The sequence below is a fragment of the Arthrobacter sp. G119Y2 genome (genome assembly GCF_038069765.1).
Classification (GTDB): Bacteria; Actinomycetota; Actinomycetes; order Actinomycetales; family Micrococcaceae; genus Arthrobacter_B.
This window is the reverse complement of record NZ_JBBPFS010000001.1, coordinates 579,687-605,173: the sequence shown is the minus strand read 5'-3', so window position 1 is coordinate 605,173 and position 25,487 is coordinate 579,687. Positions and strand designations below refer to the sequence as shown.

Annotated in this window: 25 protein-coding genes; 12 read left to right on the top strand and 13 right to left on the bottom strand. The window is 65.3% G+C overall.

Annotated features, from left to right (window positions below; genetic code table 11):
• Position 1: 1 nt before the first annotated feature.
• The 3 genes from kdpA to WKB88_RS02885 form a co-directional block, all read right to left on the bottom strand.
• Positions 2-1,663, bottom strand: a complete 1,662-nt coding sequence (kdpA, locus tag WKB88_RS02895; protein WP_341393035.1) for a potassium-transporting ATPase subunit KdpA — start codon at positions 1,661-1,663, stop codon at positions 2-4.
• Positions 1,663-1,752, bottom strand: a complete 90-nt coding sequence (kdpF, locus tag WKB88_RS02890) for a K(+)-transporting ATPase subunit F (RefSeq protein WP_341393034.1) — start codon at positions 1,750-1,752, stop codon at positions 1,663-1,665. The genes kdpA and kdpF overlap by 1 nt, the downstream gene beginning before the upstream one ends.
• 230 nt (positions 1,753-1,982) lie before the next feature.
• Positions 1,983-2,483 (bottom strand): hypothetical protein, encoded by a 501-nt coding sequence (locus WKB88_RS02885; RefSeq protein WP_341393033.1) that lies wholly within the window; start codon positions 2,481-2,483, stop codon positions 1,983-1,985.
• A 205-nt stretch (positions 2,484-2,688) separates the two neighbouring features.
• On the opposite strand from WKB88_RS02885, the gene WKB88_RS02880 reads away from it, so the two are divergent.
• On the top strand, positions 2,689-3,684 hold the full coding sequence (locus WKB88_RS02880; protein ID WP_341393032.1) for a lantibiotic dehydratase C-terminal domain-containing protein: 996 nt from the start codon (positions 2,689-2,691) through the stop codon (positions 3,682-3,684).
• A gap of 80 nt (positions 3,685-3,764) precedes the next feature.
• On the top strand, positions 3,765-4,313 hold the full coding sequence (locus WKB88_RS02875) for a DinB family protein (RefSeq protein WP_445818861.1): 549 nt from the start codon (positions 3,765-3,767) through the stop codon (positions 4,311-4,313).
• 119 nt (positions 4,314-4,432) lie between these two features.
• Here the strand turns inward: WKB88_RS02875 and WKB88_RS02870 are convergent, their stop codons facing one another.
• Both WKB88_RS02870 and WKB88_RS02865 read right to left on the bottom strand, forming a co-directional pair.
• Positions 4,433-6,067: a ribonuclease J gene (locus WKB88_RS02870; protein ID WP_341393207.1), complete on the bottom strand. Its 1,635-nt coding sequence runs from the start codon at positions 6,065-6,067 to the stop codon at positions 4,433-4,435.
• 316 nt (positions 6,068-6,383) lie between these two features.
• Positions 6,384-6,848, bottom strand: coding sequence for a MarR family winged helix-turn-helix transcriptional regulator (locus WKB88_RS02865; protein ID WP_341393030.1), 465 nt, complete (start codon positions 6,846-6,848; stop codon positions 6,384-6,386).
• Positions 6,849-7,007: 159 nt separating this feature from the next.
• Here WKB88_RS02865 and WKB88_RS02860 point away from each other — a divergent pair, with 159 nt between their 5' ends.
• Together WKB88_RS02860 and WKB88_RS02855 are read left to right on the top strand one after the other, a co-directional pair.
• On the top strand, positions 7,008-8,576 hold the full coding sequence (locus WKB88_RS02860) for a flavin-containing monooxygenase (RefSeq protein WP_341393029.1): 1,569 nt from the start codon (positions 7,008-7,010) through the stop codon (positions 8,574-8,576).
• The gene (locus tag WKB88_RS02855; protein ID WP_341393028.1) at positions 8,551-8,871 is read left to right on the top strand and encodes a hypothetical protein; all 321 of its coding nucleotides are present in this window, start codon (positions 8,551-8,553) and stop codon (positions 8,869-8,871) included. Before WKB88_RS02860 ends, WKB88_RS02855 begins: the two co-directional genes overlap by 26 nt.
• 134 nt (positions 8,872-9,005) lie before the next feature.
• Here WKB88_RS02855 and WKB88_RS02850 read toward each other — a convergent pair whose 3' ends face one another.
• From WKB88_RS02850 to WKB88_RS02830, 5 genes are all read right to left on the bottom strand, one after another.
• On the bottom strand, positions 9,006-9,851 hold the full coding sequence (locus WKB88_RS02850; protein ID WP_341393027.1) for a cytochrome b/b6 domain-containing protein: 846 nt from the start codon (positions 9,849-9,851) through the stop codon (positions 9,006-9,008).
• A 706-nt stretch (positions 9,852-10,557) separates the two neighbouring features.
• The gene (locus tag WKB88_RS02845; RefSeq protein WP_341393026.1) at positions 10,558-11,544 is read right to left on the bottom strand and encodes an electron transfer flavoprotein subunit alpha/FixB family protein; all 987 of its coding nucleotides are present in this window, start codon (positions 11,542-11,544) and stop codon (positions 10,558-10,560) included.
• Positions 11,544-12,329, bottom strand: coding sequence for an electron transfer flavoprotein subunit beta/FixA family protein (locus WKB88_RS02840; protein WP_341393025.1), 786 nt, complete (start codon positions 12,327-12,329; stop codon positions 11,544-11,546). Before WKB88_RS02840 ends, WKB88_RS02845 begins: the two co-directional genes overlap by 1 nt.
• A gap of 220 nt (positions 12,330-12,549) precedes the next feature.
• Positions 12,550-13,365, bottom strand: coding sequence for a MaoC/PaaZ C-terminal domain-containing protein (locus WKB88_RS02835; protein WP_341393024.1), 816 nt, complete (start codon positions 13,363-13,365; stop codon positions 12,550-12,552).
• A gap of 35 nt (positions 13,366-13,400) precedes the next feature.
• Positions 13,401-14,306, bottom strand: a complete 906-nt coding sequence (locus WKB88_RS02830) for an SDR family oxidoreductase (protein WP_341393023.1) — start codon at positions 14,304-14,306, stop codon at positions 13,401-13,403.
• A 97-nt stretch (positions 14,307-14,403) separates the two neighbouring features.
• On the opposite strand from WKB88_RS02830, the gene WKB88_RS02825 reads away from it, so the two are divergent.
• The 4 genes from WKB88_RS02825 to WKB88_RS02810 are packed head-to-tail and all read left to right on the top strand — an operon-like array spanning position 14,404 to position 17,877.
• Complete coding sequence (locus WKB88_RS02825) at positions 14,404-15,162, top strand: enoyl-CoA hydratase family protein (RefSeq protein WP_341393022.1); 759 nt, start codon at positions 14,404-14,406, stop codon at positions 15,160-15,162.
• A complete protein-coding gene (locus WKB88_RS02820) occupies positions 15,159-16,010 on the top strand; it encodes a CoA transferase subunit A (RefSeq protein WP_341393021.1) in 852 nt (283 codons plus the stop codon). The genes WKB88_RS02825 and WKB88_RS02820 overlap by 4 nt, the downstream gene beginning before the upstream one ends.
• Before the next feature lie 5 nt (positions 16,011-16,015).
• Positions 16,016-16,789: a CoA-transferase subunit beta gene (locus tag WKB88_RS02815; protein ID WP_341393206.1), complete on the top strand. Its 774-nt coding sequence runs from the start codon at positions 16,016-16,018 to the stop codon at positions 16,787-16,789.
• Positions 16,786-17,877 carry an NAD(P)H-dependent flavin oxidoreductase gene (locus WKB88_RS02810; protein ID WP_341393020.1) on the top strand — a complete coding sequence of 364 codons (1,092 nt, stop codon included), beginning with the start codon at positions 16,786-16,788 and terminating at the stop codon, positions 17,875-17,877. Before WKB88_RS02815 ends, WKB88_RS02810 begins: the two co-directional genes overlap by 4 nt.
• A 93-nt stretch (positions 17,878-17,970) precedes the next feature.
• Here the strand turns inward: WKB88_RS02810 and WKB88_RS02805 are convergent, their stop codons facing one another.
• Genes WKB88_RS02805 through WKB88_RS02795 form a run of 3 tightly spaced genes read right to left on the bottom strand, consistent with a single transcriptional unit; the run spans position 17,971 to position 21,104 of the window.
• Complete coding sequence (locus tag WKB88_RS02805; protein ID WP_341393019.1) at positions 17,971-19,122, bottom strand: acetyl-CoA C-acetyltransferase; 1,152 nt, start codon at positions 19,120-19,122, stop codon at positions 17,971-17,973.
• A gap of 12 nt (positions 19,123-19,134) precedes the next feature.
• Positions 19,135-19,938, bottom strand: coding sequence for an SDR family oxidoreductase (locus tag WKB88_RS02800; protein WP_341393018.1), 804 nt, complete (start codon positions 19,936-19,938; stop codon positions 19,135-19,137).
• Entirely contained in the window at positions 19,935-21,104 is a 1,170-nt protein-coding gene (locus WKB88_RS02795) for an acyl-CoA dehydrogenase family protein (protein WP_341393017.1), read from the bottom strand. The genes WKB88_RS02800 and WKB88_RS02795 overlap by 4 nt, the downstream gene beginning before the upstream one ends.
• Before the next feature lie 120 nt (positions 21,105-21,224).
• Between WKB88_RS02795 and WKB88_RS02790 the strand changes: the two genes are divergently transcribed.
• From WKB88_RS02790 to WKB88_RS02775, 4 genes are read left to right on the top strand one after another with little or no spacing between them, the layout of a single operon-like run.
• Positions 21,225-22,082, top strand: a complete 858-nt coding sequence (locus WKB88_RS02790; protein WP_341393016.1) for an enoyl-CoA hydratase — start codon at positions 21,225-21,227, stop codon at positions 22,080-22,082.
• Positions 22,079-23,257: an acyl-CoA dehydrogenase family protein gene (locus WKB88_RS02785; RefSeq protein ID WP_341393015.1), complete on the top strand. Its 1,179-nt coding sequence runs from the start codon at positions 22,079-22,081 to the stop codon at positions 23,255-23,257. Before WKB88_RS02790 ends, WKB88_RS02785 begins: the two co-directional genes overlap by 4 nt.
• On the top strand, positions 23,254-24,234 hold the full coding sequence (locus WKB88_RS02780) for an acyl-CoA dehydrogenase family protein (RefSeq protein WP_341393014.1): 981 nt from the start codon (positions 23,254-23,256) through the stop codon (positions 24,232-24,234). The genes WKB88_RS02785 and WKB88_RS02780 overlap by 4 nt, the downstream gene beginning before the upstream one ends.
• Positions 24,235-24,241: 7 nt before the next feature.
• On the top strand, positions 24,242-25,438 hold the full coding sequence (locus WKB88_RS02775; RefSeq protein WP_341393013.1) for an acyl-CoA dehydrogenase family protein: 1,197 nt from the start codon (positions 24,242-24,244) through the stop codon (positions 25,436-25,438).
• Positions 25,439-25,487: the final 49 nt, after the last annotated feature.

The following is a 25,487-nucleotide window of genomic DNA, read 5'->3' as shown; positions in this document are numbered from 1 at the left end:
GTCAGAGCAACCCTTCCGCCAGGGGACCCAGCGCGAGTACGGGAAAGAAGGTCAGTGCGGTCACGATGACGGTGACGCCGCACAGCATCACCACTGCCTGGGGTCGGTGGGTGGGCAGGGTTCCGGCGGATACCGGCACCCGGTCCTGTGCAGCGAGGGAACCGGCCAGTGCCAGGACAAAGAGCATTGGCAGGAACCGGCCCAGCAGCATAGCCAGGCCCAGGGCTGTGTTCAGCCACGGAGTGTTGGCCGTGAGCCCGGCAAATGCGGAACCGTTGTTGTTCGCGGCGGATGTGAAGGCGTAGAGAACCTCGCTGAAGCCGTGCAGTCCGGGGTTGAGGATCGAGGTGTCCTGCACATCCTCGCGGATGCCCGGGACGGCGAAGCTCAGTGCCGTGCCGGCCAGGACGACGGTGGGCATGGTCAGCAGGTAGAGGCTGGCCAGCTTGATTTCGCGCGGGCCGATCTTCTTGCCGAGATATTCAGGGGTGCGGCCCACGAGCAGGCCGGCGATGAAGGAGGTCACCAGGGCCAGGATCAGCATCCCGTACAGGCCCGATCCGACACCGCCCGGTGCCACCTCGCCGAGCATCATGTTCAGCATGGCCATCATGCCGCCCAGCGGGCTGAAGCTGTCATGCATGGAGTTCACCGCGCCGGTGGAAGTGGCCGTGCTGGTGGTGCCGAACAGGGTCGACGCTGCAATGCCGAAGCGCTGTTCCTTCCCTTCCATGGAACCGGCCTCCCCCGAGGCCGCGGAGAACTCGAGTGCCGTCATGGCAGCTGCTGAAACGGTGAAGATTCCCGCCATTGCCGCGAGGATCGCGTAGCCCTGCTTCCGGTCGCCCAGTATGGTGCCGAAAGTGCGGGGAAGGCTGAAGGGAATGGCGAGCATCAGCACAATCTGGACCAGATTGGTCCAGGCCGAGGGATTCTCGAACGGATGGGATGAGTTGGCGTTGAAGAAACCGCCGCCGTTGGTTCCCAGGAGCTTGATGGCCTCCTGCGAGGCCACCGGGCCGCCCGGAATGCTCTGGGTGCCGCCACTGAGTGTCGCTGCGTCGGTGAAGCCGTTGAAGTTCTGGATCACGCCTCCAGCCAGCAGCACCAGCGCGCCGAGGAAGGCGCCGGGAAGCAGCAGGCGCAGGACGGAGCGGGTCATATCGGTCCAGAAATTGCCGATGGTGTCTTCTTTACGGGAAGCGAAGGCACGGACCAGGGCCACGGCAACTGCCAGGCCGACGGCGGCGGAGAGGAAGTTCTGCACGGCAAGTCCGGTGAGCTGGACCGCATAGCCCATGGTCACTTCCGGCGAATAGGACTGCCAGTTGGTATTGGCTACAAAGGACGCCGCAGTGTTGAAGGCGAGGCCTTCCGGCACAGGGGGCAGCCCGAGGGATCCCGGCAGCAGATGCTGGGTGCGCTGCAGCACGTAGAGGAACAGCATGCCAATGGCCGAAAACGCCAGGACACTGCGCAGATATGACTGCCAGGATTGCCGGGCAGCGGAGTCGACCCCGATCAGGCGGTAAAAGCCGCGTTCAACCGCAAGATTCTTAGTGGAGGTGTAGAACCGGGCCATGTAGTCGCCCAGTGGACGGTAGAGTGCGGCGAGCAGCAGTGCCACCAGGAGGAACGAGGCGACAGCCGGCCAGACACCCATTAGAACCGCTCCGGCCGGATCAGTGCGGCCAGCAGATAAACCGCTGCGGCAGCAGCCAGGACCAGGGACAGGACGTCAAAGAAGATCACAGCTTCTCCACCGCCCGGATGCTCAGGAACAGGGCGGCAAAAAACGCCGCAATGCCCAGCACAATAACTGCGTCTAGCAAGGGGACCCCCAGGGATCAGATCGTTTTCTTCCACCAACACAGCAGCCGGCGGAGGCGTAAAGGCGCCTCAACGATTAGATGCCCGTCCCCGGGGGTATTTACGTTTCCTTACGGATTCCTAACGGACCCGGGCAGGACCATAACGGAAATTCAGCGGTCGGGGCACACAATGATGCACGGGCAGGGCAGGTCCCCGCCCGAGGCCGGAGCCGGACATTCACGGCAAAATGACAGCTTCTCGAATAACAGGTCCAGGAATTCGGGAATAGTCCCCTCGGTAAAACGCCCTTCCGGCCGGGCAAGCAGCGGCGGAGTGGGGAGGATTGCGTCCATGTCGAATTCTTCGATCCCCAGGGCGGAACCGAGCAGGCCGAGGATCTTCTCCTCTGCGTCGGGGCTCATGGTTCTCCGCTTGGAGATCCGGCAGGAGGAGAGTTCCTGTCCGTGGCCGATTTCCTCCCTAAGCCGGCGCATCGTTTGCCGCACGACGACGTCGGCGGCATACAGCGGCGGACCGTCTGCCCAGGCGACCTCAATGATGGAAGTGCCGTAGCCCGTTTCCGGGGTTACCTGGAACGCAACGCCGCCAAAGTAGCTGCGGAGTTCGTGGCGGAGGCATTCGGCAACTTTCCCGGCTATGGCGCCGCTCATGGGGCACCTGCCGGATAGCCGGCTGTACTCCCCGACGGCGTCACCCGATGGGCATAGGCAAGCATATTTAGCAAGTTCATCCACAATCTGTGAGGAATTGCTGTCCTGAATCAACCGGGCCGGTTGGTTAGGTGGAATCATAACTGCTTTGGGAACCCGGCCCCCATTCGCACGGCCGGTGCACTGACATGTTTCTGGGGGAAGAATGAGCCAAGTGAGTACGGCTGGTGCAGCAAATCCGCTAAATAACGACGTCGTGTGGTGGACACTGACAATTCAACCTACAAGGAAGGACTTTACTGACGCGGTTATTGGTCACATTGTGACACCCTTTGCCGCGCAGGCCAGAATATGGGGGGCGGAACGGTGGACGTACAGCCGTCACCTCGCCCCAACCAATCCCTCCGTTCAGGTCCGGGTCCTCGCGTCGCCGGGCGTTTTTGAACGGCTGCAGTCTTTTGCACTGGCACTGGTACAGCTCTCTGCCCCCCATCTGGGCGAAGTGGAAATCAGCATCAGCGGGTCCGGTCCTGTGCCCACACGCTGGAATACGGAACCGGTTCCAGCCTACGTTGAAGCGGCCCTGGCTAAATTTGGCGGGCTGGAGGGTATCGCCCTCGCGGCTGAGGTCTCCGAACTGGGCTCTGACCTCGCCGTGTGGGCGGTTGCCCGATTCCCCGGGGCAAACAGCCGGTCCCCCCTTGCAGCCTTACTTCTGCATGATTCCTGCCATGCGATGATGCGCGGACCACGGTCTTCCACCTGGCCCGACCGTCGGGCCGTCTCCTGGGACTTTTACTGGGACGCGCATCTGCGCAGCTGCACCGCGTCCCTGGGCAGCGAAGCAGCACGCCGGCGCGACCTTCTGACAGGTCAGCTGGCACCCCGGGTACCGCCTGCACACCGGCTCATGGCAGCAACAGCCTCGGAGCCCGCAGTAGCCAACTGGCGCAGGCGCTGGTCCAAAGCCATCGACTCCTACTTGTACCGCGCTGACAAGGAAAAAGTCAGCCGCAGCGCCCTCCATCTCACCATGTACCAGACCAGTCAGTTGCTCAATCGCCTGGGCATCACCCTTTTGGATCAAGCCGCTCTCGGGTTGTTCGCCCGGACCTGGAGCAGGGACCGCGAAGCCGACCTCCTGGCCGGCCGCTCCGGAGGACGGCGGAACGGCCGGCCAGCAGATGGAGAGCCGGCATAGCGTTAGCTGAAGCGGTGAAGCATCACAGTGCGGCTGCCCTCGCACGGTGATGCTCCACTGACGGTAGTGTCTCGTTCGTGATCACTTCATCAGCTCAGGATGCCTCCGCTTTCGCAGCACCGCTGGCTAGGCAATTCCAGCTGTTCCTCGACGAGCATCGAGCATTCATTCGGGACAGTCTGGAGGGGCTCACGGAAGCGGAGGTCCGCACACGGCTCGTTCCATCCGGAACAACGCTGCTGGGGCTGGTCAAGCACGCCTCCTTCGTGGAGCAGGTGTGGTTCAACGAAGCCGTCACGTGCCGCTCCCGGGAAGACATCGGGTGTCCTCCGGGTCCCGATGAGTCCTTTCAGCTCTACACGGCGGACACCATCCAGTCCGTGCAGGACGCCCATCGCCGGATCTGTGAGGAATCACGGGCCGCGTCTGCTCTGCTGGACCTTGACGACGTCGTGACGGGTAACAGGCGGGGTCCGGTGCCGATGCGCTGGATCTACCTTCACATGCTCCGCGAGCTCGCCCAGCACTGCGGACACGCGGATATTCTGCGGGAACAGATTCTGGCCGGCAGGTCCATGCCGCCGGGCAGTTTGCCGGTCACGTCGGCCACCACGGGCTCGACCCGGTGAGAAGACCTCGTCCACAATCCCGGTAGTACCGGCAAAAAGAGGAGGAGCCGGCGTCGTATTTCCGACGCCGGCTCCTCCTCTTGTGCCCCCAGCTGCTGCTTTAGGCAGGCACGGGTGCTTTAGGCATCCACAACAATGGCGGTGATCGCCGGAGTGCGGTTGTAGAAACGGCGCATCCAGTTGGCGGTGGCGCGTTCGATGACGGCCTCCGGGTCCTCGTTGCGTCCGCCGCGGCCGCGGCCGGCGGCATCGTTGATGGCCTTCTCAACGGCAGCTTCAGCCTTCTTGACGTCGCCCGGCGTGCAGGCGAAGCCCTTGATGAAGAACTCCGGCGGCTCAGCCACGGTGCCGGTATCGGGATCGATAAGCGCCAGGACGGTCACCGAGCCCTGCTCGGAGAGCTGCATGCGCTCCTTGAGGTCGTCCTCGGTGGTGTGTCCGACGCTGTCGCCGTCCACAAACACCAGGCCAACGGGAACCTTGCCCGAAATCGAGGCGCGGCCGCGGCGCAGGTCAACCGTCACGCCGTCTTCTGCAATGACGACGTCGCGGGGATCCATGCCGGTGGCGACGGCGATGGCTGCGTTGGCCTTCAGGTGGCGCCATTCGCCGTGGACCGGCATGACGTTGCGCGGCTTGACGATGTTGTAGCAGTACGCGAGCTCGCCGGCACTGGCGTGACCCGAGACGTGCACCTTGGCGTTGCCCTTGTGGACCACGTTGGCGCCGAGCTGGGTCAGGGAGTTGATGACGCCGTAGATGGCGTTCTCATTGCCCGGGATCAGCGAGCTGGCCAGCAGAACGGTGTCATTCTCCTGGATGCGGATCGGGTGGTCCTTGTTGGCCATGCGGGACAGCGCGGCCAGCGGCTCGCCCTGCGAACCGGTGCAGATCAGCACCACCTTGGGGTCATCGGAGCGCTGGAGCGCCTTGAAGTCCACCAGGATGCCCTTGGGGATGTTCAGGTAGCCCAGTTCCTCGGCGATGGTCATGTTCCGGATCATCGACCGGCCCACGAAGGCGACCTTGCGCTTGTAGCGGTCGGCGGCGTCGATGACCTGCTGGATGCGGTGGATGTGGCTGGCGAAGCTGGAAACAATGATCCGGCGCGGCGCGGTGCGGAACACCGTGTCGATGGCGGGAGCAAGTTCCTTTTCGGACGCCATGAAGCCCGGAACGTCGGCGTTGGTGGAGTCCGTCAGGAACAGGTCCACGCCTTCGGCGCCGAGGCGGGCGAAACCGGCCAGGTCGGTGATGCGGCGGTCCAGGGGGAACTGGTCCATCTTGAAGTCACCGGTGTGCAGGATCATTCCGGCCTCGGTGCGGATGGCAACGGCAAGGCTGTCAGGGATGGAGTGGTTGACGGCCACGAACTCGAGGTCGAAACCGCCCATGGTCCGGCGGTCGCCTTCCTTGACCTGGATCAGCTTCGGGGTGATGCGGTGTTCCTTGAGCTTGGCTTCAACAAACGCGAGCGTCAGCTTGGAACCAATCAGGGGAATGTCCGCGCGTTCGCGCAGCAGGTAGGGGATGCCGCCAATGTGGTCCTCGTGGCCGTGGGTCAGCACAACACCGGCGACGTCCTGCAGGCGGTCCCGGATGTAGGAGAAGTCAGGCAGGATCAGGTTGACGCCGGGGTGGATTTCCTCGGGGAAAAGGACACCGCAGTCAACGATCAGCAGCTTGCCGTCGAATTCGAATACGGTCATGTTTCTGCCGATTTCGCCGATGCCGCCCAGCGCAACAATGCGCATGGTTCCTTTGGCGAGTTCCCGGGGGGCTTTCAGTGCGGCAGCTGTTCTATTCACGGATGAAGTTTCTTTCGTCGGGTACGGGGTTACTACGGGGGTGCTGCAGCGCTTCGCCGCGGCACCAGGAGGTCAGTGGTCCGCTCTGGGGTCGACTCCCCCGGGCCCGCGCGCAGATACGCGCATCCTGGGCCGCAGGGCTGCCGCCGCTTTGATCGCCGTTGGATGCAAAGCAGTGATGAGCCCACACGGGCGGAGTCGTCCAAAACCTTTGGACTCTCTTATCTTCTCATTTTCTTCTGCTATTACCGCATCCGGGCTTTCACGGCTTGCGGGCGACCTCGGCATGGACTGCCCGAAGCCCCTGGTTCAGTGCCCGCAGGTCTGCCAGCGGCAGCCGCCGCAGCAGTTCGGCGTTCAGTTCCGGACGGTCCGCCACGAGGCGCCGGACCAGCGCCCTGCCCAGCGGAGTAGCGCGGACCCGCCGCACCCGCCCGTCCCTCTCATCCTGGGACCGGGTAGCTGCACCCTGCGCCACAAGCCTGTCGATGAGCCCGGACATCGAGGCCAGTGAAACCCCAAAGGAGTCCGCCAGCCCGCGGCCGGTTGCACCGTCCTCGGTTGTCGCCAGCACTGCCAATACCTTCAACTGCTGGATGGTCAGTTCCGTCGTCAGGAGCGAATCAAGGAGAACCGGGAGTGTGGTGGCCTGATAGGAATCCGCCAGTGATTCCAGGCTTCGTAGTATTTTGTCGCGTTCCTGCTGCTCATCGGCTCCATCGGTCATGTCCTCACCGTAGTTGCCCCACATCAATCAGGAAACATACAGACGAGTTAGTTAGCCTGAGGTTAACTATTTTCGAATGGTTGGATCCACAGGCATCCCGGTGACCGGAAAGTGGGGGGACTCGCCGGGGCGCTTTTCGCGCGAAGTAAGGAACTACAGATGAGCAATAACCGTGCATCCGCAACCTCCGGCGGGCACAGCGAACCTACCCTTGACGGTGGTCTTGGCGGTGGTCTTGACACCGATATTGATGTTGAAGCGTTGAGGGCAAAGTACAAGGCGGAGCGGGACCGGCGGATCCGGCCCGACGGCGCCACCCAGTACCAGCCGGCAACCGGAACCTTTGGCTATTACGCCACTGACCCTTATACCGAACGGACTGAGCGTGAGCCGCTCACGGACTCCGTTGAGGTCCTGGTCATCGGCGGCGGATTCGGCGGGCTCGTCACGGGCGCCCGGCTGCGGCAGGCCGGCATCGAGAATATCCGCATGATGGATGAAGCCGGCGATTTCGGCGGCACCTGGTACTGGAACCGCTACCCCGGCATCCGCTGCGACATTGAGTCTTACCTCTACCTGCCGCTGCTCGAAGAGGTTGGCGGCATGCCCAGTGAACGCTATGCACCGGGCGAGGAAATCCGTCAGCATGCGGTCGCGATAGCGAAAACCTTCGATCTCTACCGCGACGCCGTCTTCCATACCCGGGTTACCGGCATGGTTTGGGATGAAGGGGCACTGGAGTGGGTCGTGGAGACGGATCGCGGAGACCGCATGCGTGCCCGGCAGGTCATCACGTCCTCGGGCACCCTGACGCAGCCCAAGCTTCCCGGCATTCCCGGCATTGATTCCTTCAAGGGACACACCTTCCATACCAGCCGCTGGGACTACGGCTACACGGGCGGGGACCAGTTTGGCGGGCTTTCAAAGCTGGCCGACAAAAAGGTGGCCGTGGTTGGCACCGGAGCCACGGGCATCCAGGTTATCCCCATGGTGGCGCGCGACGCCGAGCAGCTCCTGGTCTTCCAGCGCACCCCTTCCTCGGTGGACGTTCGGAACAACCGTCCCACCGACCCGGAATGGGCCGCGTCCCTGCAGCCGGGCTGGCAGCAGGAACGCATGGACAACTTCCTCGCTGTTCTCGCCGGGGAACCTGTGGAGGAAGACCTGGTCGGAGACGGCTGGACCTCCACGGCGCAGCTCCAGCGCAAGATGATCAGCGGCGCCGTCGATACGACTGTTTCGCCGGAGGAGCGGGAGCGGATTGACGAGCTGGTCGACTTTGCCAAGATGAACGAGATCCGGGCCCGGATTGCTGCAGTGGTGTCCGATCCGGCAACGGCGGAAGTCCTTCAGCCCTGGTACCGCTACATGTGCAAGCGGCCCACCTTCAGCGACTTCTATCTGGAACCATTCAACCGCCCGAACGTCACGCTGGTCGACACGGCGGACTTCGGCGGCATCACCCGCATGACCGAGACGTCCATTGTGGTGGGCGACGTCGAATACGAGGTGGACTGCGTCATTTTCGCGACCGGGTTCGAGGTGGGCGTCTCCGGCGTGACCTCCGGTGCGATGCCCGTCACGGGCCGGCGGACGCACGCTGCTCGAGGCCTGGAGCCGGGGACCGAGGACTCTTCACGGCTTCTACACCAACGGCTTCCCGAACCTCTTCCACCTGGGTCCGTTGCAGAATGCGAACTCAGTGAACTTTGTGCACATCCTGCTTGAACAGGCCAACCACATTGCGGCGGTCATCGCCAAGGGGCGGCAGGCCGGGGCGGATTACATTGAACCGACCGCGGAGGCCGAAGCCCAGTGGTGCCGGACCATCCAGGAAACGTCAAACGACAACAAGCAGTTCCAGGCTGAATGCACCCCCGGCTACTACAACCGGGAAGGCAACCCGCCGCCCGTCAGCTTTTCCTACGGACCCGGACCGGTGGCGTTCCACCGTCTGCTGAAGAAATGGCGCGAGGAAGAAATCCTCGACGTCCTGGCCGTGAAGGAAAGCCAGCAGGCCTAAGGACCCGGATCTAGGAACTCGGGCCCAGAAACCTCGGGCTCCGGGATTCAAACGCCCTTCCCGCACATGCAAAAGCACTCCGGACAGCGGCTGCTGTCCGGAGTGCTTTTCACTGGGCGCTCCTGCTAATCCTGCTAGCGCCCCACCTTGCCGAACAGCGAGGCGATGGGAGCCAGGATCAGCGGGCGGGCCGCAAACCAGGCACCGGCCATCACGAGCAGTGAGACGAAGAAGACCCAGAAGCCAAACCAGTTCACTGCATCCTGTCCGCCGTACATGTGGTTCAGGTTACGCAGCGCACCGGTGGACAACACCAGGGCGACGTGCACGATGATGAAGCCGACAAAATAGAACATCACGGGCAGGTGGATCGCCCGCGCCACTTCGATGGGATAGGCGGCACTGAGCCGTTTGGCCTTTGAGGGCCACAGGTCCGACATCCGGAACCCGCTTGCAGCCGCGAGCGGAGCCGCGACGAAGATCGTCACGAAGTAGGCGAGCACCTGCAGGCTGTTGTAGTTGACCCACCCGTTCTCCGTGGGCCAGTCCAGTGACGCGTACTGCAGGGCAGCGGACAGGGCATTCGGGAAAACATCCCAGCTGGTGGGGACAACCCGCATCCACTGGCCCGTGAACGCGAGCAGGACGACAAAGAGCGCACCGTTGACCAGCCACAGCAGGTCCAGCGACTGATGCAGCCACAGGGTGATGCTGATCTTCTTGGGATTTTTGCCCCAGCGCGGCGTCCAGGACGCCGGAGGCTTACGCTGCGTGCGGACCTGCCAGCCCGAGCGAATGATGAGCACCATGAAGAACGCGTTGAAGAAGTGCTGCCAGCCGAGCCAGCCGGGCAAACCCACGGGGGCGCCTTCCGGCAGATGGCTCTCGCCCGGATACTCGCTGATAAAGCCCTGCACTGATTCAAGCGTGACCAGCCACCGTGCCGCCAGCACGACAACCGCCATGAGCGCCAGAAGCACGGCGGCCACCATTCCGGCCCGCGCCAGGCGGCTGCGGCCGGGACCGGCACCTGGCGCCGTTCCAGCCGGCTTCCCTGCGGGTTTTGCTGCAGTTTTCAGCGGTGCAGTCCGTCCGGTCTGAGACGGGCTCCGGACGCCGGACGCCGGAACCGATACGGCGGCCGCTTGTGGGGAAGCAGCTGCTCGCGGGGAGGCGGCAGCTTCGGGAGCAGCCGGAGCCCCGCCGCCGGCCGCCGGCCGCGGCATCCCCTGGCGCCGTCCTGCGGACGCGGCAGGTGCAGCAGCGGACTCCGAAGCAGCAGCCGGCGCGGCACTGCCGTCTGCGGACGGGCGCGGCAGACCGCGACGCCGGCCGGCCGGAGCTGAAGCAGCCGGAGCTGATGCAACCGGTGCTGCTGCAGCCTGCGCTGAAGCAACCGGCGCTGAAGCAGCACCGGACCCCGGAGCAGGAGCCTGTGCAGCTGGGGCAGCAGGCGGAACGGCGCCGCCGGCGGTTGGCCGGGGAAGCCCCTGACGCCGGCCGGCAGGCGCGGCAGGAGCGGCAGGAGCGGCAGCCGGCGGTGCAGCTTCAGCGGCAGCCGGCGATGCGGTCGCTGCCTGGGCGTCCTGTCTTACTTCCCTTGTCAGGTCTGCGGCACCCGCGTCCGGGGTACCGACATCACCGGCACCGCCGGGAACCCGGGGCAGCCCCTTTCTCACCATGGAACTACCCCCGCTTCGCTTCGATCGCGCTGACCAGCTGGGGCACTACGGTGAACAGGTCGCCTACGACGCCGAAGTCCGCAATTTCAAAGATGGGCGCATCGGCGTCCTTGTTGATCGCGATGATGGTCTTGGCGGTCTGCATGCCGGCGCGGTGCTGGATGGCACCGGAAATGCCGAGCGCAATGTAGAGCTGCGGAGCGACGGTCACGCCGGTCTGGCCGACCTGCATCGCCTGCGGCACATATCCGGCGTCCACTGCTGCACGGGATGCTCCGATTGCTCCGCCGAGCGCGTCAGCGAGATTCTCCACGAGGACGAAGTTTTCGCCCGACCCCACGCCGCGCCCGCCGGCAACGACTACCTCGGCGCCGCGCAGTTCAGGCCGCAGCGAGGCCGCGACCGTCTCCTCGTAATGGGTGATCTGCGCGTCGGGCGTACCGGACGAAGCAACTGCCAGCAGCTCGAAGCCGCCGTTCTGCGCCTCGGCCCGGATACTCGAGGAGCCCTGGCGCAGCGTGATGACAAGTGTGCCGGTGGAAGCGGCGGAATCGACGTTGTACGCACCGCCGTACACCGAGTGATGGGCAACAATGCCCTCTTCATCACGGGAAACACCTACGGCGTCTGCAGCGATCGGTGAGCCGGAGCGGGCCGCAAAACGCCCTGCGGCGTCCCTGCCCTGGACGGAGTTCGAGACGAGCACTGCTTCGGGCGAAAGCGCTGCGGCGGCTGCACTGAGGGCGTCCACGACCGGTGAAACCGACAACTCAGCCAGCTCGTCCGATTCACTGACCATGACAAAGCCTGCTCCGAGCGCTGCCAGCTCAGCACTGAGCCGGTCCGCGTGACCCGGAGCGGCAACGGCGAGGGCCACGGGCGTACCCACCGCAGAAGCCGCGCCGATTACTTCTGCAGCGCTGGAGCGAAGCTGGCCCGACGGTGAAACATCGACGAGCACGAGAATGGGGTTCGAAGGGTAGGCGGTCATTATGAACGTCCTTTAATGAGTTGGTTCTGGATGAGGAAGTCGGCGATCTGCTGGCCGGCGTCGCCGTCGTCCTCAATGCGGATGCCCGCGGTGCGAGCGGGGCGCTGTGCAACTGCGATCACAATGGACCGGCCGGTCGACTCGTCAACGGTAATTCCGAGGTCCGCCAGGGACAGGGTTTCGAACGGCTTTTTCTTGGCCGCCATGATGCCCTTGAAGTTTGAGAAGCGCGCATCGGGAAGCGCTTCGGTAATCGAGATGACGGCAGGCAGGGCCGCGCTCAACTCGTAGGCTCCCGACTCGGTGTTGCGGCGTCCCGAGACTGCGGAGTCCGTGATCTCGACGGTGCTCAGCGAACTTGCTCCGGCAACACCCAGCAATTCGGCGAGCATGGAAGGAAGGACTCCGCCTCCCCCGTCTGTGGACAGATTGCCGGCTATGACGAGGTCAAAACCGATGGAACGAAGGGCCGCGGCGAGGACTTCGGCCGTCAGCGTCATGTCAGCGCCAAGCAGTGCGTCATCTTCGACGTGTACTGCGCGGTCCGCACCCATGGCCAGGCCCTTCCGCAGGCTGTTCGGCACGGTGGAGGGGCCGACGGCGAGCAGGACAACCTCGGTATCCGAGTGGCTGTCACGGTGCGTCAGCGCTACCTCGAGGGCACGTTCGGTAATCTCGTCGAGCACGAGATCAGTTCCGGCCCGGTTCAACAGACCGGTTTCCAAATCCAGCGTGCGGTCGCCCCAGGTATCCGGGACCTCTTTCATCAATACAACGATTTTCATCTTCTGCCCTCTCTTGTTGTCGTCAAAGACTCTGTGGTGATGGTCTTCACGACCTCGGTCACGGCTCGGCGGACCTCGCCGCGATCGTATCGCAGACCGGCCGATTCGTTGTGATTCATCTCATAACCCCCGTGCCGATCGGGCTCCGGGAACCGGAATGCCGCTGCTCCGTCCTGACCGGATGTTCGGTGAAATACCGGGTTCATTGAAGTACGGACGGTCATTGGAATACCGCCAGCCCCTCGGTGATCACGGGCCGGCCCGCCACGGTGGCGTCGAAGCGCCCGCCTTGCCAGGCCCGCACGGAGATCAGGTCTCCGGGAAACACGACGCCGGCGAAGCGGCCCTCAAGCTGCACCAGGTCCGCAGGATGCGCGCCGGCCAGGTCTGCCAGCGGCAGAGTGGCGGAAGTCAGCGAAGCCAGTCCGTGCAGAATGGGCCGGTCCTGCCCGATACGGCGGGCTGCCTCCGGGTCCACATGTATGTGGTGCCGGTCGCCAAGCAGGCGGTACAGGACGGCCTGGTTTTGCAGCGTCTGGACGCTGACGGTGCCGTCAGGCTGCCCGCTCTCCGGCACCGGCCGGGACGGACCGCGGCTGCCGCCGAAGCCGCCGTAACCGGGGGCGAAAAGGCTCCACGTCGCAATGAAATACTCACACTCGACAATGACGTTGAACACAGCGGCAGCGCCCTTGTCCCAGACCTCTCCAACGCGGGCACTCAGGCGGATCTCTCCGGCACGCGGCAGCGGCTTCAGGACCGTCAGCTCCTGGGATCCGTGCACGGCCCGGTTATCGAAGGCGCCCTGTTCCGCAAGGACGTCGGGGGCCCACTGTGCCAGTGTCAGACCAAAGGAAGGAAGTACGCGCAGCCGGTCTTCGAAGACGAGGTCCAGGTTGTTTGCCGGAGCACCGATGGCCAGGGCATAAAGGATGGCATCCGTCTCGCTGTAGCCGACGGTGCGCTCCCCCAGAGCCCGGCCGGCCCAGGCTCCTGCGCCCTCCATCCCGGTTCGGTCTGCACCGGTGTCCTCCATTCCGGTTCCCCCGGCGGCCCCCGTCACTGTCCGGCTCATATGCCGTACACCGGCTCAGGAGCAGCAGCCTTGGCGAGCAGCTGCTGAATTGCTTCTCCCGCTGCAGCAGCCTCCCAGCGCCTGCCGGCATCTTCGGCCGGACCGTGGTTCCAGCCCTCCTCTATGCAGATGCGCCCGCCTTCAATCTCGATCACGCGGCCGGTCACTGCAGCGGAGGAGCCGCTGGCGAGCCAGGCAACGATGGGCGAAACATTGGCCGGATCCATGGCATCGAAGCCGCTCTCGGGAACAGCCATTGCGGCGGCAAATGCCCCCTCTGTCATGCGGGTGCGGGCAGAGGGAGCAATGGCATTAGCCGTCACGCCGTAACGGCCCAGTTCCTGGGCTGCGACCAGGGTCAGTGCGGCGATGCCTGCCTTGGCCGCCGAGTAGGTCGCCTGGCCGACGCTGCCCTGCAGGCCGGCGCCCGAGGAGGTGTTGATGACGCGGGCGTCGTGTGTGCGGCCGGCCTTGGCCTCGGAGCGCCAGTACTCGCTGGCATGACGGAGCGGCGCGAAGTGCCCCTTGAGATGTACCCGGATCACTGCATCCCACTCCTCTTCCGAGGTGTTCACCAGCATGCGGTCCCGGACGAAACCGGCATTATTCACCAGGACATCGAGTCGGCCGAAGGTGTCGATGGCCTGCCGGACAAGCCCGGCAGCCTGTTCAAAGTCGGCCACGTCCGCTCCGTTGGCCACTGCTTCTCCGCCCTCTGCACGGATCAGCTCCACGACGTCATGGGCGGGACCCGAGGCCTCGGCCACGCCGTTGAGTGTGGTTCCGAGATCATTGACAACCACCTTTGCACCCTGCCGCGCCAGCTCAAGCGCGTGTTCGCGCCCCAGTCCGCGACCTGCCCCGGTCACGATGGCGACTCGTCCTTCACAGATGCCGGTCATGTCGTTTCTCTCCTTTGAGTTGACTGCAATGTTCTGCAGTGTACCGTCTACCAAGCAAATGCTAGGGTATCAAGCAAACGTTAGGTAGGGTCACATTATGGCAATTACATCGAAGATGCACCACGACGGCGTGCGTGCGGTAACTATGGACTATCCGTCGGTCAATGCACTGCCGGTTGCAGGCTGGTTCGCCATCAGCGACGCCCTGAACGAGGCCGGACAGGACCCGGACACCCGCGTTGTCGTCCTGCGGGCGGAGGGGCGCGGCTTCAATGCAGGCGTCGACATCAAGGAAATGCAGGCAACCGACGGTTTCAGCGCCATTCTCGGCGCCAACCGCGGCTGCTATCTCGCGTTTAAATCGATCTACGAATGCCCGGTGCCTGTCATTGCCGCCGTGAACGGTTTCTGCCTGGGCGGCGGAGTCGGGCTGGCGGGAAGCGCGGACATCATTGTGGCGAGCGAGGACGCGTACTTTGGCGTCCCGGAGGTGGACCGCGGAGCGCTGGGTGCAGCAACCCACCTCTCCCGCCTGGTGCCGGCACACCTGCTGCGCACCCTGTACTACACCAGCCGGACGATTACCGCGCAGCGCCTGGCCGAGCTGGGAAGCGTGGCCGAGGTTGTCCCCGTCGACCGGCTCGACGAGGCGGCCTTCGCGCTTGCGGATGAGATCGCGGCCAAGGACACCCGCGTCGTCCGCGCTGCCAAGGAAGCCCTGAACGGCATTGACCCCGTCGACGTCGTGAAGAGTTACCGCTTCGAACAGGGCTTCACCTTTGAACTCAACCTGGGCGGTGTCGCCGACGACCTGCGTGACGAATTTGTCGCCGCCGGACCTTCCTCGGCCAAATGACCGGCAAGGTCCTCGATGCCCATGCGGTCATCGATCAGTTCACCGATGGAATGACCATCGGTATTGGCGGCTGGGGATCCCGGCGCAAGCCCATGGCCCTGGTGCGGGCGCTCGTGCGCTCGGGCGTTCGTGACCTGACAGTGGTGAGTTTCGGCGGTCCCGATGTCGGCGTCCTCTGTGCCACCGGGCAGGTGAAGCGGGTGGTGTACGGGTTCGTGACCCTGGATTCGATCTCGGTCGAACCGCACTTTGCCGCGGCCCGCCAATCCGGGGCGGTCGACGTCACGGAGCTCGACGAATCCATGCTGGTCTCCGGCCTCCGTGCGGCTGGACGGCGGCTGCCTTTCGAAGCGACCCGCTCCGGCCTGGGCGCGGACACGCTTGCGGCAAATCCCGCCATCCGCACTATCACCTCACCCTACGACGACGGCGAAGTGCTCGTCGCGATGCCGGCGATCCCCCTCGATCTGGCCCTGGTGCACCTGAACCGTGCGGACGAGCTGGGCAATGCCCAGTGCCTGGGCCCCGATCCGTATTTCGACGATCTGTTTGCCCGAGCTGCGGCCAAGACCATTCTCAGTGCCGAGCACATCGTTCCCACGGCCGAGCTCACCCGCAATGCCCACCCCTCCACCCTGCTGTTGAACCGAACCATGGTCGATCATGTGGTGGAGTCTCCGCTGGGTGCCCGCTTCACGTCCTGCCTGCCGGACTACGGCCGGGACGAGGAATTCCAGCGCGAATATGCGCAGGCGGCAGCTTCGCCCGATGCGTGGAGAAGCTTCCGTGCGCGCTATCTGGACGTGGACGACGGCGCCTACCGGGCGACCCCGGCAGGTGTGCAGTGAGTGCAATGGGTGCGGTGGGTGCAGTGAACGGAATTACGCGCGCAGAAGTCGCTGTCACTGCGTGCAGCGACCTGTTCCGCGGCCAGCGCGAGATACTGGCCAGCCCCGCGGGGCTGGTGCCCGCCATCGGAGTTCGCCTGGCACTGCTGACCCATGCCCCGGATCTGATGATCAGCGACGGCGAGTCAACGATTCTCGGCGACGTGCCGGCGGTGGACCGACCAAGCACCGTCTCCGCCGGGTACCTCCCGTACCGAGAGCTGTTCGAACTGATTGCCTCCGGACGCCGCCACGTCGTCATGGGCGGAGCCCAGATCGACCGCTTCGGCAACCAGAACCTCTCAGCCATTGGCGACCATACCCGGCCCGCCCGGCAGCTGCTGGGCACCCGAGCCGCCGCCACCAATACCGTCAACCACATGACGAGTTACTGGATCCCGCGCCACACCCGGCGCACCTTTGTCGCCAAGGTGGACTTCGTGAGCGGCGTCGGCCGGGACCGGGTCCGCGCCGCCGGACCCGGAGCCTTCCCCTTCCACCGCCTGCACCGGGTGGTGACCAACCTGGGAGTCTTCGATTTCAGCGGTCCGGATTCCAGCATGGCGCTGGTATCGCTGCACCCCGGAGTTGCGCTCGACGAAGTCCGGGACGCGACCGGCTTCCCGCTTCATCTGACCGCTCCCATCCGCACCACCCGCCTGCCGGACGAGCGCGAACTGCAGCTCATCCGGGAGGTGCTCGACCCCCGTACGCTCAGAGAACACGAGGTCCCAGCATGAGTACCGCCAACCGCATCTCCACCCCTCTGACCACGCTTACCGGCGTCGACCATCCCATTGTTCAGACGGGCATGGGGTGGGTGGCCGGACCCAGGCTCGTGAGCGCCACGGCGGAGGCAGGAGCGCTGGGAATCCTGGCGTCAGCGACGATGACGCTCCCCCAGCTCGAAAACGCCATCGTCGAGGTCAAGAGCCGCACAGAAAAGCCCTTCGGCGTCAATCTCCGCGCCGATGCCGCCGATGCGCCTGCGCGGGCCAAGCTGCTGATCAAACACGGGGTCAAGGTTGCCTCCTTTGCGCTGGCGCCGAAGCGTGAGCTGATCGACAAGCTCAAGGAACACGGCGTCGTCGTGATTCCTTCGGTTGGCGCCGCCCGGCACGCTGAAAAGGTGGCAGCCTGGGGTGCGGACGCGGTCATGATCCAGGGCGGGGAAGGCGGCGGGCACACGGGTGCCATCCCCACGACGCTGCTGCTGCCGACCGTCGTCGATGCCGTCGACACTCCCGTCATAGCGGCAGGAGGCTTTTTTGACGGCCGCGGCCTGGCTGCTGCGCTGGCCTACGGCGCCGTAGGCATCGGCATGGGCACCAGGTTCCTGCTCACCTCCGACAGCTCGGTGCCCGAAGACATCAAGCAGCGTTACCTTTCCTTCGGTTTGGACGGCACCGTGGTGACCACCAAAGCGGACGGCATGCCGCATCGGCTGCTCCGCACCGAATTTGTGAATTCCCTCGAGGAAGCGGGGCGGCTGCGGCAGCTGCTGCCGACCCTGCGCCGGTCCCTGCAGTTCAAGGAACTCTCCGGGCAGTCCTGGCTGGAGATGGCACGGGACGGCCTGTCGATGAAGCGCAGCACGGGCAGGAGCTGGAGCCAGATGATGCTGGCCGCCAACACGCCCATGCTCCTGAAGGCAGGCCTCGTTGACGGCGACACCTCTGCGGGCATGCTGGCTGCCGGCCAGGTGGTTGGCGTGATCAATGAGCTACCGTCCTGCGAAGTGCTGGTTGACCGCATCATCGACGAGGCGGTCCTGCGGCTGAAGGCTTCCGGGGCGGCGTGCGGCAGTACGGCCCAACCAGCCCGCTAGCCTCAACACCCAAAAGGCGGCACGCGTCCGGAGACGCGTCCCGCCTTTTGGGCTCCCGGGGCCGGCACGTTCCCGTACCCGGGGCCGGGTGCGTCAGAGGCGCTCGATGATGGTGACGTTGGCCTGGCCGCCGCCCTCGCACATCACCTGCAGCCCGTACCGTCCGCCGCTGCGTTCGAGTTCGTTCAGCAGGGTTGCCATGATGCGGGTTCCGGTCGCACCGATCGGATGGCCCAGGGCAATTCCTCCTCCGTTGACGTTGATTTTCTCCCGATCAACACCCAATTCCTGCGCCCAGGCGAGCACTACGGAGGCGAAGGCCTCGTTGCACTCGAAGAGGTCGATGTCGTCCACGGTCATTCCTGCGCGTTCGAGTGCATATCCGGTGGCGCGGATCGGTCCGGTGAGCATCCAGACCGGATCATCGGCACGGACGGAAATGTGGTGGATGCGCGCACGCGGTGTCAGGGAGTGCGTGGCCAGGGCACTTTCCGAGGCAATCAGGAGCGCGCTGGAAGCGTCGGTGATCTGTGAGGCCATAGCTGCAGTTATGCGGCCGCCCTCCGTGAGCGGCTGAAGTGAAGACATCTTTTCCAGTGACGTACCCCGCCGGGGCCCTTCATCCCGGCTCAATCCGGCGATCGGCACGATCTCCCCCGCAAATCGTCCTTCATCGGTGGCCAGAATCGCCCTGCGGTGGCTCTCCAGAGCAAACTCCTCCATGTCTCCGCGCGAAATGTTCCACTTTTCCGCAATCATTTCGGCCGAGCGGAACTGTGAAACTTCCTGGTCCCCGTATCGGGCCAGCCAGCCAGGCGACTGGGCAAAGGGGGTGGTAAATCCGTACTGTTCCCCGAGCGTCATGGCTGCCGAAATCGGAATCGCCGACATGTTCTGGACGCCGCCGGCCACAATGAGGTCGGCCGTTCCGGACATCACGCCCTGGGCGGCAAAGTGCACGGCCTGCTGGCTCGATCCGCACTGCCGGTCTATCGTCACGCCCGGAACATGGTCCGGCATCCCGGCAACCAGCCAGGCGGTCCGGGCAATGTCCCCTGCCTGGGAACCGAGCGTGTCGGTGCATCCGAAGATGACGTCGTCCACCGCTCCGGGGTCAATCCCGGTGCGTTCGACGAGCGCGGAAATCACATGGGCGCCGAGATCTGCCGAGTGGATGCCGGCAAGCGAGCCTCCGCGGCGCCCTCCGGGAGTCCGTACGGCGTCGACAATGTATGCAGTAGTCATGGGGATGTCCTCTCAGGCCTGCTGGCTGCTTACCGACACGACTTCGCCGGTCATATAGGACGAGTAGCCGCTGGCGAGAAACACCATGACGTTGGCGATTTCCCAGGGCTCGGCGGCGCGGCCGAAAGCCTCCCGCGAGGTGAGCTGCTCAAGCAGTTCGTCCGAGGTGACCTTGGCCAGGAACGGGTGCATGGCCAGGCTCGGTGACACGGCGTTGACCCTGATTCCGTACGGAGCGACGTCGAGCGCCGTTGAACGCGTCAGCGCCATGACTCCTGCCTTGGCGGCGGCATAGTGTGCCTGCCCCTCCTGGGCACGCCAGCCAATGACCGAGGCGTTGTTGATGATGACGCCTTTTGTCTCGTTGCGGACCATGCGCCGCGCCGCGCCGCGCACGCTGCGGAAGGTTCCGGTGAGCGTCACGTCAAGGACTTTGGACCACTGCTCATCGGTCATCTCCAGGATGGAGACGGTTCCGCCCAAGCCGGCATTGTTGATCATGACGTCGACGCCGCCCGCTTCCTCGGCAACGTCGAGAAGCGCTTCGATCTGCTCCTCGACGGTGACGTCGCAGACCGCCCAGCGGACCCGCTCGGCCCCAAATTCCGCGCCGAGTTCCGCGGCGGAAGTTTCCAGCCGTCCGGCGTGGGTGTCACCAAGGACCACCAGGGCCGCGCCTTCCTCCAGGCAGCGCCGTGCTGCCGCAGCACCGATGCCGGCACCGGCGGCCGCGGTCACAACGACGCGCCGTCCCGTGAGCAGTCCGTGGGCGGGAACGTAGGCGGGAACGGGCTGTACAGTGCGTGCTTCGATCATGCGCGTGCCTCCTTGGGCAGGCCGAGCACACGCTCGGCGATGACATTGCGTTGGATTTCGTCCGAGCCGCCGTAGAGCGTGTCCGCGCGGCTGAACAGGAAGAGGGTCTGCAGGGCGTCAAGCTCGTACGGGGCCTCGGCTGCGGTGAGCCCGGCCGCTCCGGCCACGGCCATGGCCAGTTCACCCAGCGAGCGGTGCCAGGGAGCCCAGAGCAGCTTGGTGATGGAGGCTTCGATGCCCTGCTCGCCGCTGAGGGTGCGCAGGCCGTGGAGCCGGAGCATCTCCAGCCCCATGTGGGCCGACACCAGCTTGTCCTGGATGATCGGATCGTTGATGGTGCCGTTGCTGCGGGCCAGGTCGACGACGGCGCCGAGCTCGCGCTGGAACGCGATCTGCTGGGCCAGGGTGGAGACGCCCCGCTCAAAGCCGAGGGTCCCCATCGCCACCGACCAGCCGGCTCCCGGCGCACCAACCACCAGGTCCTCGGCCGTGACGGCACCGTCGAAGAACACTTCATTAAATTCAGAGGTGCCCGTCAGCTGCAGGATGGGCCGGATCTCGACGCCCGGCTGATTCATCGGCACCAGCAGGTAAGACAGGCCGTCATGCTTGCGCGGCCCGGAACCGGTGCGTGCAATGACAAAACACCAGTCGGCGTGGTGTGCCAGCGAGGTCCAGACCTTCTGTCCGTCGATGACCCACTGGCCGTTGTCCAACCCGGCCTTGGTGGATACGGCGGCCAGGTCCGAGCCGGCTCCGGGTTCCGAGTAGCCCTGGCACCACAGTTCCTCGACCGCCACGATGCGGGGAAGGAAGCGCGCCTGCTGCTCCGGGGTGCCAAAGGCGATCAGTGTGGGGCCGAGCAGCTCTTCACCGAAGTGGTTCACCCGCGCCGGAGCATCAGCCCTGGCGTACTCCTCGTGAAAAATCACCTGCTGGAGCAGGCTCAGGCCCCGCCCGCCGTGTTCCTTGGGCCAGCTGACACAGCTCCAGCCGTGCTCCGCGAGGTGGCGGTTCCACTCGAGGCGTTCCTCAAAGGCCTCATGTTCCCGGCCGGAGCCGCCCAGGCCTTTAAGGTTCGCAAACCTGCCCACAAGATTGGATTCCAGCCAGTCCCGGATTTCCCGACGAAACTCGTCGTCTTCCGCTGAATAGTTCAGGTCCACGAAACACCTTTCATCGCCCACCGCCATTGGTCATAAAGTCGAGCTTCGCCTATGCTAGCAAACCAAGCACTTGTTTGGTGAACCACATCACAGCGGTGAGTGTCTCAGAGAGGAGCCACCATGAAGAATGACGATTCCGGCGAGGTTGTAACGTACGAGGTGCGCGGATCCGTGGCCGTCGTCCGGCTGAACCGGCCCGAATACCGCAATGCGCAAAACTCGAAGGTTACGTATGCGCTGGACGCAGCCTTCACTGCCGCCGTTGAGGACGATGCCGTGAAGGTCATTGTGCTCGCGGGCAACGGGAAGCATTTCTCCGCCGGGCATGACATCGGCACCCCGGGCCGTGACGTGGACCAGAGCTTCGAGCGCAAGGCAGTGATGTGGTGGGACCACGTGGGCACCGCGGGTGTCGACTCCCGTTTTGCGAGGGAGTCCGAGGTCTACCTCGGCATGTGCCGGCGCTGGCGGGAGATCCCCAAGCCCATGATCGCCATGGTGCAGGGCGCCTGCATCGCCGGCGGACTGATGCTGGCCTGGTCGTGCGACTTCATCGTGGCCAGCGAGGACGCCTTCTTCTCCGATCCCGTCGTCCGGATGGGGATCCCGGGGGTGGAGTACTTCGCCCACCCCTGGGTCATGAACCCCCGGGCCGCCAAGGAGTTCCTCTTTACCGGCGACCGCTTCACGGCCCAGCGTGCCCGCGAGCTGGGAATGGTGAACCATGTAGTTCCGCGGGAGGACCTGGAGGACACGGTCATGGCCATGGCCGAACGCATCAGCGCCATGCCTCGGCTGGGGCTCGCCCTGGCCAAGAAGGCAGTTAACCAGTCCGAAGACCTGCAGGGGCTCCGCGCCGGCATGGACTCCGTCTTCGGGCTGCACCATGCGGCACATGCACACAATGCGGAGGTTGGCGCCGACTCGCTGGCCGGAATGGGAGCCAGGAGCATGCGGGACGCGGCGGTGACTAAGTGAACCTCGATCTCAGCGACGAGCAGCAGGCCTTTGCCGCCGAGGCACGCGCCTGGCTCAAGGAACACGTACCGGCGCAGCCCCTGCCGTCCATGGATACGGCCGAGGGCTTTGCCGCGCACCGGAAGTGGGAGGCAACCCTGGCCGAAGGACGCTGGTCGGCAGTGGCTTGGCCGGAGGAGTTCGGTGGCCGCAGCGCAGGACTCGTGGAGTGGGTCATCTTCGAGGAGGAGTACTACCGCTCCGGTGCCCCCACGCGGGTAGCCCAGAACGGCATCTCACTGCTGGCCCCGATCCTGTTTGAACACGGCACCGATGACCAGCGCTCGCGCTACCTCCGCCCCATGACAGACGGTTCGCTGATCTGGGCCCAGGCCTGGTCCGAGCCCGGCGCGGGCAGCGATCTGGCGGCCATCCGCAGCACCGCCCGCCGCGACGAGGCACGGGGCGGCTGGCTGCTCAGCGGCCAGAAGACCTGGAGCTCGCGCGCAGTGTGGGCCGACCGGGGCTTCGGGCTTTTCCGCAGCGACCCCGCTGCGGACCGGCACCGGGGCCTGACCTACTTCCTCTTCCCGATGGATGCCCCGGGACTCACTGTGCGTCCCATCGCACAGCTTGACGGGTCAACGGGCTTCGCTGAACTGTTCTTTGAAGACGTGTTTGTTCCGGATGAAGACGTCCTCGGGGCTCCGGGGGACGGATGGCGGGTGGCCATGAGCACCGCCGGCAATGAGCGCGGACTCTCGCTGCGCGCCCCCGGCCGTTTCTGCGCAGCCTCCGACCGCCTCATCGACCTGTGGAACACGCGGCAGCACGAGGACCCCTTCGCGCAGGACGCCGTCGTCGACGCCTGGATCAAGTCCGAGGCCTACCGGCTCTACACCTGGGGTACCGTCAGCACGCTGCAGGAGGGCGGAGACATCGGCGCCGAGGGCAGCGTGAACAAGGTCTTTTGGTCCGAGCTCGACATTTCCCTCCATGAGACGGCGCTGTCGCTCCTGGGGCCTGAGGCCGAACTGCGCGGCGCCGCCGGGATTGCCGGCGGACGCTGGGCGGATGACTATCTCTTCTCGATTGCCGGACCCATTTACGCCGGCACGAACGAGATCCAGCGCAACATCATTGCAGAACGTCTACTTGGCCTCCCCCGCGGCGGCGACGGCAGGAGAGTGTCATGAAGTTTGCCTTGACCGAAGAACAGCAGGCGCTGGCGGAAGCCGTGGATGAGGTTATCGAAAGCGCCGGCGGAACAAAGCCCGCACGTACCTGGGCGGCCGGTGACACCGCATCCGGCCGGGCCCTCTGGGCGCAGCTGGCCGAGCTCGGCCTGCTGGGGCTGTGCGTGTCCGAGGAGAACGGCGGAATGGGCGGCACCGCCGTCGACCTCGCCGTTGCCTTCGAACGGCTGGGCTACCACGCGGTCCCGGGGCCGTTCATCGAGTCCGCGGCGCTGCTGCCCGACCTGGTGGATGGAGACGTGCGCAGCGGCATCGTTGCGGGTTCGATCATCGCCACCGCCTCGGTCCCCGGGATGGTCCCCTACGCCCTCGACGCCGCTGCAAGCAGCCACCATTTTGTCGTCGACACGGCGTCCCTCTCCGCGGCGTCGGCCGGACCCGGCACTGCCTCGATCGACAGGACGCGCACGCTCAGCGAGCTGACCGCCGTCGGCGAGGCTACCGCCCTGGATCCCGCTGCAGTGTCCCTGGCTGTCGACCGGGCAACGCTCGCCTGCTCGGCGATGCTCCTGGGTGCAGGTGAGCGGTTACTGGCGGAGGCAGTTTCCTATGCCAAGATCCGCGAACAGTTTGGCCGCGCGATCGGCGAATACCAGGCGCTCAAACATCAGCTCGCCGACGTGCGGATAGCGCTCACCTTCGCGCGCCCGCTCATTTATGGGGCGGCGCTTGACCTCGGCGGCCCCAACGGCGCCCGCAGCGTCTCGGCGGCCAAGGTTTCCAGCGGTGAAGCAGCAGACCTCGCCGCCCGGGTCGCCCTGCAGGTCCACGGGGCCATCGGGTACACCGAAGAGCACGACCTGGGCCTGTGGATCACGCGCGTCCGTGCCCTCTTGGGCGTATGGGGAACCCCGCGCCACCACTACACCCGGATCGCGTCACTGCTGCTCTCCCCCGCCGGCTCACAGAACCACTGAGGACACCATGGATTTCTCGCTGACTGACGAACAGAACGACCTCGTAAAGACACTGCGTGCGGTGCTCAGCCGCCATGCGACCTCCGCTGCTGTCCGCGGCGCTGCGGACTCTGAACCCGGATTCGACCCCGGGCTCTGGCGGGTCCTGACTGAAGAGGTGGGGGTCGCTTCACTGGCAATTCCCGAAGAGTACGGCGGAGCCGGAGTGAGCTGGTTTGAAACCGGCCTCGCCCTGGAGGCCCTCGGGTACTATTTGGCGCCCAGCCCGCTGCTGGCCTCCGCCGTGCTGGCCGCCTCCGCGATCCTTGAGTCCGGCAACGAGGAGGCCAAGCAGCGGCTCCTGCCCGGAATCGCCGAAGGCAGCAGGATCGCCGCGCTGGCCTGGGCGGACGGCCGCGGTACCTGGAGCACCTCCGGTTCGGGCATCACAGCCTCGGCCGCAGACGCCGCCGGAAACCCCGGCGGTGACGCCGCCGCAGAACAGTGGACCCTCACCGGAACGGCAACCCTCGTACTCGACGGCGGCAGCGCCGACACCCTCATCGCGGTGGCGGTGACGCCGGACGGCGTCGGACTGTTCGAGGTGCTCGACGCCGGTTCGGTCCAGCGGGTCAACACACCGGCGGTGGACACCACGCTGAACTTCACCACTATGACGTTCTCCGGAGTTCCGGCGCGTGCGCTTTTGCCGGACGCCGCAGCAGCGCTGGAAAAGATCCGCGACATCGCCGTGGTTGCCGTGAGCTGCCTGCAGGTCGGTACCGCCCAGCGCGGCCTGGACATGAGCGTGGAGTACTCCAAGCAGCGCGTACAGTTCGGCCGGCCCATCGGTTCCTTCCAGGCACTGAAGCACCGGATGGCGGACATGCTCCTGCAGGTGGAAACGGCGCGAACCACTGCATGGGCCGCGGCCTGGTCGGCGGGAACGGAAGCTGCCGACCTGCCGGAGCGGGCCGCCGCCGCAGCTGCCTGGTGCTCGGACGCGCTCGATCACGTGGCGTCGGAAACCGTGCAGCTTCACGGCGGTATCGCGATCACCTGGGAGCATGACGCGCAGCTTGTCTTCAAGCGGGCCCATGCCACCGGCCAACTGTTCGGACAGGCGCGCGAGCACCGCCGCCGTCTGGGTGTGCTGCTGGGCATCATGCCGCAGCCCGCCGGTGCAGCGCCGGAACAGAGGGAACGGGTTTCCGCTGTGCTGTGACCCCCGCACGGCTCCGGGGCGACGCCTGGGCGCCGTGCTAGTCTGACTA